The following is a 6280-nucleotide window of genomic DNA, read 5'->3' on the forward strand; positions in this document are numbered from 1 at the left end:
TTCCCCCATGCGCGTTGCCGATCAAGTTGTCGAGAAATTGCTTGCCCTGGTGCAGGCCAGCGGAGTGCAGCCCGGACAGCGGCTGCCCGCGGAGCGGCAACTGGCGGCCGAGCTGGGCGTCTCGCGCACCKMGGTGCGCGAGGCGATACAGAAACTCACCAGCCAGGGCGTGCTGGTGGCGCGGCGCGGCGATGGCACCTACCTGCAGGAGCCGGCGCCGGCTGCCGAGCCTGCGGACTGGCTCAAGGACGCCATGCGGCCGCTGGCCGGCCTGATGGAGTCCGACTCCCACTACCGCTACGACGTGCTGGAAACCCGCCACGCGCTGGAGACCAGCACGGCCTGGCTGGCCGCCCAGCGCGCCACGCCGCAGGACAAGGACCATATCCAGCGCTGCTTCGAGGTGATGATCCAGCACCAGCAAAGCGGCCACGCCGAGCTGGCGGCGCGCGCCGACGCGCAGTTCCACCTGGCCATTGCCGAGGCTTCGCACAATCTGGTGCTGGTGCAGGTCATGCACAGCCTGTTCACCGTGGTGCTGTCCACGGTGGAACGCAACCGCCACGACATGTTCCGCCTGAGCGCGCCCCAGACCCTGCAGGAGCTGACCGTGCAGCACCAGAGCCTCATGCAGGCCATCCTGGACGGCGACCCGCAGCGCGCCCGCGAATGCATCGGCGAGCACCTGGAGCATGTGCGCACCACCATCCAGCGCCTGGACGAGGACCGCGCGCGGCGCGAGCGCTCCATGCGGCTGCCTCTGGACGCCGCGCCCGCGCTGCTGCCCACTTCAGACCTGATACGAAAGACATGAGACACCCATCATGATCATCTCCTCCACCTCCGACTACCGTGCGGCGGCGCAAAAGCGCCTGCCGCCTTTCCTGTTCCACTACATCGACGGCGGCGCCTATGCCGAGCAGACGCTGCGCCGCAATGTCGAGGACATGGCCGCCGTGGCGCTGCGCCAGCGCGTGCTCAAGGACATGAGCCGGCTGGACACCAGCATCGAGCTGTTCGGCGAGAAACTGTCCATCCCCGTGGCGCTGTCGCCCGTGGGCCTGACGGGCATGTACCGCCGCCGCGGCGAAGTGCAGGCCGCGCGCGCGGCCGACGCCCATGGCATTCCGTTCACCATGTCCACGGTCTCGGTCTGCCCCATCGAAGAAGTGGCGCCCAAGATCAAGCGCCCCATGTGGTTCCAGCTCTATGTGCTCAAGGACCGGGGCTTCATGCAGAACGCGCTGGAGCGCGCCCAGGCGGCCGGCTGCTCCACCCTGGTCTTCACCGTGGACATGCCCGTGCCCGGCGCGCGCTACCGCGATGCGCATTCGGGCATGAGCGGCCCGAATGCCGCCATGCGCCGCTACTGGCAGTCGGTCACGCACCCGGCCTGGTCCATGGACGTGGGCCTGCTGGGCCGCCCGCATGACCTGGGCAACATCTCGGCCTACCGGGGCAGCCCCACGGGCCTGGCCGACTACATCGGCTGGCTGGGCGCCAATTTCGATCCCTCCATCTCCTGGAAGGATCTCGAATGGATACGCGCCTTCTGGAAGGGACCCATGGTCATCAAGGGCATCCTGGATCCCGAGGACGCCAAGGACGCCGTGCGCTTTGGCGCCGACGGCATCATCGTCTCCAACCATGGCGGCCGCCAGCTCGACGGCGTGCTGTCCTCGGCCCGCGCGCTGCCGGCCATTGCCGATGCGGTCAAGGGCCAGATCAAGATCCTGGCCGACTCGGGCATCCGCAACGGCCTGGACGTGGTGCGCGCCATCGCCCTGGGCGCCGACTGCGCCATGATCGGCCGCGCCTTCATCTACGCCCTTGCCACCTCCGGCGAGGCGGGCGTCAAGCACCTGCTGGAACTATTGGAAAAGGAAATGCGCGTGGCCATGACGCTGACCAGCGTGAGCAAGGTATCCGACATCACCGGCGACCTGCTGGTGCGCCAGCCATGAGCGCGCTGCAGACTCCGGTCGTCTCCCGGGAGGACCTGCTGCTGCAGTTGCGCGAAGCCGTGGGCACCGCCCATGTGCTCACCGACGACCAGGCCACGCGCCGCTTCCGCAAGGGCCACCGCACGGGCGAGGGCCCGGTGCTGGCCGTGGTGCGGCCCGCGACGCTGCTGGAGCAGTGGAAGGTGGTGCAGGCCGCCGTGGCGGCCGGGCGCATCGTCATCATGCAGGCCGCCAACACGGGCCTGACGGGCGGCTCCACGCCCGACGGCGCGGACTACGACCGCGAGATCGTGCTCATCAACACCTTGCGCATCACCGGCGTGCAGGTCATTGGCGGCGGCGCCCAGGTGGTCTGCCTGCCCGGCGCCACGCTGGACCGGCTGGAGCAGGCGCTGGCACCGCTGGGGCGCGAGCCGCATTCGGTGATCGGCTCGTCGTGCATCGGCGCCTCGGTGCTGGGCGGCATCTGCAACAACTCGGGCGGCGCCCTGGTGCGGCGCGGCCCGGCCTATACCGAACTGGCGCTGTACGCGCGCGTGTGCGGCGACGGCTCGCTGGAACTCGTCAACCACCTGGGCATCGCCCTGGGCCGCACGCCCGAGGAAATCCTCACGCGGCTGCAAAACGGCGACTACACCGAGTCCGACATCGCCCACGATGCGCAGCGCGCCGCCTCCGACCCGCGCTATGCCGATGCCGTGCGCGCCGTGGACGAGGACACGCCCGCGCGCTTCAATGCCGACCCCTCGCGCCTGTTCGAGGCCTCGGGATCGGCCGGCAAGCTGTGCCTGTTCGCCGTGCGGCTGGACACCTTCCCCAAGGAGCCGAGCACCGTCTTCTATATAGGCAGCAATGCGCCCGACGACCTCACGGCCGTGCGCCGCGAGCTGCTGACCGCGCTGCCGCGCCTGCCGATCGCCGGCGAGTACATCCACCGCACGGCCTACGACATCGGCGAGAAATACGGCAAGGACACCTTCCTGCTGATCGACCGCTTCGGCACGGCCAGGGTGCCGGCCGCCTTCGCCCTCAAGAGCCGCGTGGACGGCTTCTTCGAGCGCTTCGGCCTGCGCGGCGTCACCGACCGCGTGATCCAGGCGCTGACCAACCTGCTGCCCAGCCACCTGCCCGCGCGCATGCGCCAGTGGCGCGACCGCTATGAGCACCACCTGCTGGTGCGCGTGTCCAACGATACGGCCAAGGCCACGCGTGAATTCCTCACGCGGCACTTCAGCGGCAGCACCACGGGCGGCTGGTTCGAGTGCGATGCCGACGAGGGGCGCAAGGCCTTCCTGCACCGCTTCGCCATCGCGGGCGCGGCCATCCGCTACCGCGAGGTGCACCGCGCCCAGGTCGAGGACATCGTGGCCCTGGACGTGGCCCTGCGCCGCAACGACCGCGAATGGGTGGAGCAGCTGCCCGCCGAGGTCGAGCGCGACATGGTCCACAAGCTCTACTACGGCCACTTCTTCTGCCATGTCTTCCACCAGGACTACATCGTCAAGAAGGGCGTGGACCCGCTGGCCATGGAGCACCGCATGTGGGAACTGCTGGACGCGCGCCGCGCCGAGTACCCGGCCGAGCACAACGTGGGCCACCTCTACGTGGCCAAGCCTGCCCTGGCGGGCTTCTACCGCGAACTGGACCCCACCAACACCTTCAACCCCGGCATAGGGCACACCTCGCGCAAGCTGGGCTGGGAGGAGTGTTGTGACCGGCCGGGGGGATGGCCCAAGGGGTATTCGGAAACGCCGTAGAGCAGGAGCAGGCGGGCCCGGGGGCAGCCCGCCGCACCCCCTCACAGATTGATGAACACCGACTTGGTCTCCAGGTAGGCATCCAGCGCGGTGCGGCCCATGTCGCGGCCCATGCCGGACTGCTTGTAGCCGCCGAAGGGCATGCCCGGGTCCAGGGTGCTGTGGCAGTTGACCCAGACCGTGCCGGACTGGATCTTGGGGATCAGCCGGTGGACCTTGGACAGGTTGTTGGACCAGATGCTGGCGCCCAGGCCGTAGGGCGTGTCGTTGGCCCAGGCGGCGACTTCGTCGAGGTCGTCATAGGGCATGGCCACGAGCACGGGGCCGAAGATTTCCTCGCGGGCCACGCGGTGGTCGTGCTGCACGCCGGTCATCACCGTGGGCTGCACGAAGTAGCCGCGCTGGCCTGCGCGGGCGCCGCCCGTCACCACCTCGGCGCCCTGGCTGCGGCCTATGTCGATGTAGCTGCAGACACGCTCCATCTGCTCCTGCGAGACCAGCGGGCCCATCTGTGCGCGGGGGTCCAGGCCATGGCCCAGGGTGAGCCGGGCGGCCTGGTCGGCCACGTCGGCCACCACGCGGTCGAACATGCTCTTGTGCACGTACAGGCGCGAGCCCGCGCAGCAGACCTGGCCGTGGTTGAAGAAGATGGCATTGGCCGCACCCGCCGCAGCCGTGGCGGGGTCGCAGTCGTCGAGCACGATGACGGGGGACTTGCCGCCCAGCTCCAGCGTGATGCGCGTCATGTTGTCCATGCAGGCATGGCCGATGAGCTTGCCCACCTCGGTCGAGCCCGTGAAGCTGACCTTGTTGACCAGCGGGTGCGAGACCAGGGGCGCACCCGTGCCGGGGCCGTCGCCCGTGACCACGTTGAACACGCCGGGCGGAAAGCCCGCTTCCTGGATCAGCTCGGCCAGCATCAGCGCGGTCAGCGGCGTCTGCTCGGCGGGCTTGAGCACCAGGGTGCAGCCTGCAGCCAGCGCGGGCGCCAGCTTCCAGCTGGCCATGAGCAGGGGGAAGTTCCAGGGCACGACGGCGGCGACCACGCCCACGGGCTCGCGCCGGGTGTAGGTGAACATCTGCGCCTCGGGCGCGAAGGGCACGGAGTGCTCGTGCGTCATGCCTTCGATCTTGGTGGCCCAGCCGGCCATGTAGCGGATGGAGTCGATGGCCATGGCGATGTCCACGGCGCGCGCAATGGCGGCGGACTTGCCGTTGTCCAGCGATTCGACCTCGGCCAGGGCCTGGGCATGGGTCTCCATGAGATCGGCCAGGCGCAGCATCAGGCGCTCGCGCTCCACGGGGCGCATGCGGCCCCAGGGGCCCAGGTGCAGCGCGCGGTGCGCAGCGCGCACGGCCAGGTCCACGTCGGCCGGGCCGGCGCTGGCAACTTCGGCGATCACGGCCTCGGTGGCCGGGTTGACGGTGGACAGGCGCTGGCCGGTCTGGGCCGCCACCCATTGGCCGTCGATGAAGAGGTCATGCGTGCCCCGGTTGAGGAAGGCGCTGGCGCGCTCGGTGATCTGGTGCTGGATGTCACTGAGGTTCATGGTGTGCTCCTTGGTGGTGGACAGGGGACAGGGGGTGTGGGATTCAGAAAACCTGCAGCAGGCGCAGGTTGATGCGGGCGTTCTCCTTGAAGCCCTGGCGCACATGCAGGTCGCGGCCCACGGTGGCCAGCAACTGCGTCTTGGGTGCGACAAAGACCGCGCCGCCGAAAGAGACCTTGGTGGTGGACTGGCGGTCGCCTTGCGACACGCCGTTGACCTGGGTCTCGCCGCCCGTCAGGTGCGACAGGCCCAGGCGCAGGTCCGATGTGTCCGACAGGTGGTAGCGCAGCAGGCCCTGAAACTGGAACTGCGCCTTTTGCTTGAGCGTGGCGCTGTGGGCGCCGAAGTCGTCGTTCTTGCCGAAGACGGTGACATCGGCCGCCAGGTCCATGGTCACGCTCTTGCCCAGCGGCTTGATCCAGCCGGCCTGCAGGGCGGCCTTCCAGCGGTTCTCGCCCAGGCTCAGCGGATCGTTGCGGCTGTACTGGCCCGTGGGCAGCCAGACAAAGGGGGTGATGCCGAAGTGCTCCTTGTCGCCGGGCTTGGTCAGCCACAGGGTGGCGGCCAGCATCAGGTCGCCCACGCCGGTATTGCTGCCCATGGCCGCGATATCGCGCGAGGCCGACAGGCGCCCGAAGGGCAGCAGGAACTGCGGGTCGATCACGTAGTCGCCCAGCTTCATGAAGTGCACGCCGCGCGCTATGCCGATGTCCGAGGTCAGCCTCGGCCGTATCGGCGCCTGCTCGCCATTGGCATAGAGGCGGTCGCGCGTGGCGTGCTGGTAATAGACCATGCCCAGCGTGGTGCCTGGCGGCAGGGCGGTGTAGTCGCCCGCGTCGATATCGACGGCGTGGGCATTGAAGGTGGCGCATGCGGCCATGGCTGCCAGGGCCAGGGATGCGCGGGTGAAGGGCTTGGATGGCATGGCGAAGAGTCCGGTCCTTTGTTTTCAGGCAAAGCCCTGCCCAGGCCTGCTGCAGGACAGCAGGGCCGGGGAGGGGGATGGGAG

At 69.0% G+C, this 6280-nt stretch carries 5 protein-coding genes; 3 read left to right on the top strand and 2 right to left on the bottom strand.

What is annotated here, in order from left to right; all coding sequences use genetic code 11:
- Positions 1–7: 7 nt before the first annotated feature.
- From lldR to dld, 3 genes are read left to right on the top strand one after another with little or no spacing between them, the layout of a single operon-like run.
- Positions 8–814 (top strand): transcriptional regulator LldR, encoded by an 807-nt coding sequence (gene lldR, locus GRX31_RS21595; protein WP_160854724.1) that lies wholly within the window; start codon positions 8–10, stop codon positions 812–814.
- Between the two features lie 10 nt (positions 815–824).
- Positions 825–1964 carry an FMN-dependent L-lactate dehydrogenase LldD gene (gene lldD, locus GRX31_RS21600; protein ID WP_160854726.1) on the top strand — a complete coding sequence of 380 codons (1140 nt, stop codon included), beginning with the start codon at positions 825–827 and terminating at the stop codon, positions 1962–1964.
- The gene (gene dld / locus GRX31_RS21605; RefSeq protein ID WP_160854728.1) at positions 1961–3721 is read left to right on the top strand and encodes a D-lactate dehydrogenase; all 1761 of its coding nucleotides are present in this window, start codon (positions 1961–1963) and stop codon (positions 3719–3721) included. Before lldD ends, dld begins: the two co-directional genes overlap by 4 nt.
- A 41-nt stretch (positions 3722–3762) precedes the next feature.
- Here dld and GRX31_RS21610 read toward each other — a convergent pair whose 3' ends face one another.
- Positions 3763–5271, bottom strand: a complete 1509-nt coding sequence (locus GRX31_RS21610; protein WP_151019965.1) for an aldehyde dehydrogenase family protein — start codon at positions 5269–5271, stop codon at positions 3763–3765.
- A 43-nt stretch (positions 5272–5314) separates the two neighbouring features.
- Entirely contained in the window at positions 5315–6196 is an 882-nt protein-coding gene (locus tag GRX31_RS21615; protein ID WP_160854730.1) for a transporter, read from the bottom strand.
- Positions 6197–6280 lie beyond the last annotated feature (84 nt).

Source organism: Delftia sp. CH05 (assembly GCF_009827015.1).
GTDB lineage: Bacteria > Pseudomonadota > Gammaproteobacteria > Burkholderiales > Burkholderiaceae_C > Comamonas > Comamonas tsuruhatensis.